Origin of the sequence: Variovorax sp. WDL1 (assembly GCF_001541225.1) — a bacterium.
Lineage (GTDB): Bacteria > Pseudomonadota > Gammaproteobacteria > Burkholderiales > Burkholderiaceae_C > Variovorax.
This window is the reverse complement of record NZ_LMTS01000027.1, coordinates 11,594-14,890: the sequence shown is the minus strand read 5'-3', so window position 1 is coordinate 14,890 and position 3,297 is coordinate 11,594. Positions and strand designations below refer to the sequence as shown.

At 60.3% G+C, this 3,297-nt stretch carries 4 protein-coding genes, 1 tRNA gene and 1 pseudogene; all 6 read left to right on the top strand.

The features are described from left to right. Nucleotides 1-90, top strand: a pseudogene (locus APY03_RS43265) (30S ribosomal protein S13); the annotation flags it as partial. 12 nt (nt 91-102) lie between these two features. Continuing rightward, nucleotides 103-507 carry a 30S ribosomal protein S11 gene (rpsK, locus tag APY03_RS05080; protein WP_068674563.1) on the top strand — a complete coding sequence of 135 codons (405 nt, stop codon included), beginning with the start codon at nt 103-105 and terminating at the stop codon, nt 505-507. Between the two features lie 134 nt (nt 508-641). Continuing rightward, nucleotides 642-1,265, top strand: coding sequence for a 30S ribosomal protein S4 (gene rpsD, locus APY03_RS05075; RefSeq protein WP_068674562.1), 624 nt, complete (start codon nt 642-644; stop codon nt 1,263-1,265). A gap of 128 nt (nt 1,266-1,393) precedes the next feature. Then, complete coding sequence (locus APY03_RS05070; RefSeq protein ID WP_068674560.1) at nt 1,394-2,383, top strand: DNA-directed RNA polymerase subunit alpha; 990 nt, start codon at nt 1,394-1,396, stop codon at nt 2,381-2,383. Nucleotides 2,384-2,489: 106 nt separating this feature from the next. Then, complete coding sequence (rplQ, locus tag APY03_RS05065; protein ID WP_068674558.1) at nt 2,490-2,891, top strand: 50S ribosomal protein L17; 402 nt, start codon at nt 2,490-2,492, stop codon at nt 2,889-2,891. 18 nt (nt 2,892-2,909) lie between these two features. Then, a tRNA-Met gene (locus APY03_RS05060) sits at nt 2,910-2,986 on the top strand. Nucleotides 2,987-3,297: the final 311 nt, after the last annotated feature.

Below are 3,297 nucleotides of genomic sequence, written 5' to 3'. Positions count from 1 at the left end.
CCCCCCCTGCCGATGCGCGGCCAGCGCACGCGCACCAACGCCCGCACCCGCAAGGGTCCGCGCAAGGCCGCGCAGTCTCTGAAGAAGTAAGGATAGACAAGCATGGCTAAAGCTCCTGCCAACAACGCCGCACAGCGCGTTCGCAAGAAGGTCCGCAAGAACGTGGCGGACGGCGTCGCTCACGTGCATGCCTCGTTCAACAACACGATCATCACGATCACCGATCGCCAGGGCAACGCCCTGTCGTGGGCGTCGTCGGGTGGCCAGGGTTTCAAGGGCTCGCGCAAATCGACGCCCTTTGCTGCGCAGGTTGCTTCGGAAGTTGCCGGCCGCGCCGCGGTGGAACAAGGTATCAAGAACCTCGACGTCGAGATCAAGGGCCCTGGCCCGGGTCGCGAGTCCTCGGTGCGTGCCTTGGCCGCGCTGGGCATCCGCATCAACTCGATCGCCGATGTGACGCCGGTTCCTCACAACGGTTGCCGTCCGCAGAAGCGTCGGCGCATCTGACGCGAAGGCGTTCGGCGCAGCCAGCTTTCGGGCCGGCTGCGCGTTTGTTTTTGTTTTTCACAAGCCCACCGCCATCGGCACGCCGCTGATGGCTCCCGCAGATCTCTGCGGCAGATGACACAAAGGAAGATCAAGTGGCACGCTACCTCGGCCCCAAGGCCAAACTCTCCCGCCGCGAAGGCACCGATCTGTTTCTGAAGAGCGCGCGGCGCTCTATTCAGGACAAGGCCAAGTTCGACTCCAAGCCAGGCCAGCATGGCCGCACCTCGGGTCAGCGCACTTCCGACTTCGGTCTGCAGCTTCGCGAGAAGCAAAAGGTCAAGCGCATGTACGGTGTGCTTGAAAAGCAGTTCCGCCGCTATTTCGAGGAAGCCGATCGCCGCCGCGGCAACACTGGCGCCAACCTGCTGTTCTTGCTCGAGTCGCGCCTGGACAACGTGGTCTACCGCATGGGTTTTGGCTCCACGCGCGCCGAGGCACGTCAGTTGGTCTCGCACAAGGCAATCACGGTGAATGGCCAGTCCGTCAACATCCCGTCGTACCTGGTCAAGACCGGTGACGTGATCGCGGTGCGCGACAAGTCGAAGAAGCAGAATCGCATCGTTGAAGCTCTGCAGCTGGCCCAGCAGGTCGGTATTCCGGCCTGGATCGAAGTGAATGTCGACAAGGCCGAAGGCATCTTCAAGAAGGTGCCTGATCGCGACGAGTTCGGGGCCGACATCAACGAGTCTCTGATCGTCGAGCTCTATTCGCGGTAACAGGCGATAGCGTGCCGCCATTCGGTGGCCCGAATTTTTGATTCTTGTTCCCTGTCGCGGATCGCGCGGCCGGGCACTTCACCAGCCTTACCGGTGTAACGAGCCGGGGGTATTGAGAGGAAGTCTGCATGCAAACCACCCTGTTGAAACCCAAGACCATTCAGGTCGAGCAACTGGCCGCCAACAAGGCGAAGGTCACGCTCGAGCCTTTCGAGCGGGGCTACGGCCACACGCTTGGCAACGCGCTGCGCCGTGTGTTGCTGTCGTCAATGGTGGGTTACTCCGCCACCGAAGTGACGATCGCCGGCGTGCTGCACGAGTACTCGTCCATCGATGGCGTGCAGGAAGACGTCGTCAACATCCTGCTGAACCTCAAAGGCGTGGTGTTCAAGCTCCACAACCGCGACGAGGTGACGCTGAGCCTGCGCAAGGACGGCGAAGGCGCTGTCACTGCATTGGACATCCAGACGCCGCATGACGTGGAAATCATCAACCCCGACCACGTGATCGCGCACCTGTCGCAAGGTGGCAAACTGGATATGCAGATCAAGGTGGAGAAGGGCCGTGGCTATGTGCCCGGCACCATGCGCCGCTATGCGGACGAGCCGACTAAATCGATCGGCCGCATCGTGCTCGATGCTTCCTTCTCGCCGGTCAAGCGCGTGAGCTACACCGTCGAAAGTGCTCGGGTCGAGCAGCGCACTGACTTGGACAAGCTGCTGGTCGAGATCGAGACCAATGGTGCGATCACCGCTGAAGACGCCGTTCGTGCCTCGGCCAAGATCCTGGTGGAGCAACTGGCCGTGTTCGCCCAACTGGAGGGTGGCGAACTCGCCGCCTTCGACCAGCCCGCGCCGCGCAGCGCCCAGCAGTTCGACCCGATCCTGCTGCGCCCAGTCGACGAGCTCGAGTTGACGGTGCGCTCAGCCAACTGTCTGAAGGCCGAAAACATCTACTACATCGGTGACCTGATCCAGCGTACCGAAAACGAGTTGTTGAAGACGCCAAACCTCGGTCGCAAGTCGCTCAACGAAATCAAGGAAGTGCTCGCCTCCCGCGGGCTGACCTTGGGCATGAAGCTGGAGAGCTGGCCGCCGGCCGGTCTGGACAAGCGATAAGCCACAAGTGCAAGGCTGCCGCGCGCGGCAAACCTTGCTTTCTCCTCCGCGAAGCGCCTTGCAGTACCTGACACGGCTGCAAGTCTTATAAAGAAAGGAATTCACCATGCGTCACGGACACGGACTCCGAAAACTCAACCGCACCAGTTCGCACCGTTTGGCGATGCTGCAGAACATGATGAACTCGCTCATTGAGCACGAGGTCATCAAGACCACGGTCCCCAAGGCCAAGGAACTGCGCCGCGTCATCGAGCCGATGATCACCTTGGCCAAGAAGCCGACGGTCGCCAACAAGCGCTTGGCATTCAATCGCCTGCGCGACCGCGACAGCGTAGTCAAGCTCTTCAACGAGTTGGGCCCGCGCTACCAGGCCCGCCCGGGTGGCTACACGCGTATCCTCAAGATGGGTTTCCGCGTGGGCGATAACGCTCCCATGGCGCTGGTTGAACTGGTCGACCGCCCCGAAATCGCCGATGTCCCTGCTGACGAGCAAACCGGCGAAGAATAAGCTATAATATTAATCTGCCGCGCGATGGAGCAGCCTGGTAGCTCGTTGGGCTCATAACCCAAAGGTCGCAAGTTCAAATCTTGCTCGCGCAACCAAATTTTTACGGGGTCAGTTCTCGTAAATCGCAAAACGCCCACCTTTGAGTGGGCGTTTTTGTTTTGCAATGGGATGCGACGGTATTCGCATGTGGCAGAACGGAATCTGCATACGCAGATGGCAGCAGTTGGTAAAAGGAGCTAGTCCCTTTTCGAAAACTGGCTGTACTCGTGTACTCGGACAATTTGGCCCAGTCGGCCAACTACAACGATCGGTCTTACCCGACCTCACCCCATTTTCGCTGCTGGGCATTCATTGCGCGATTGCGCGTTCATTGTTCCAGCTAAGAGTGCGTCCCGGTCCACGCGAC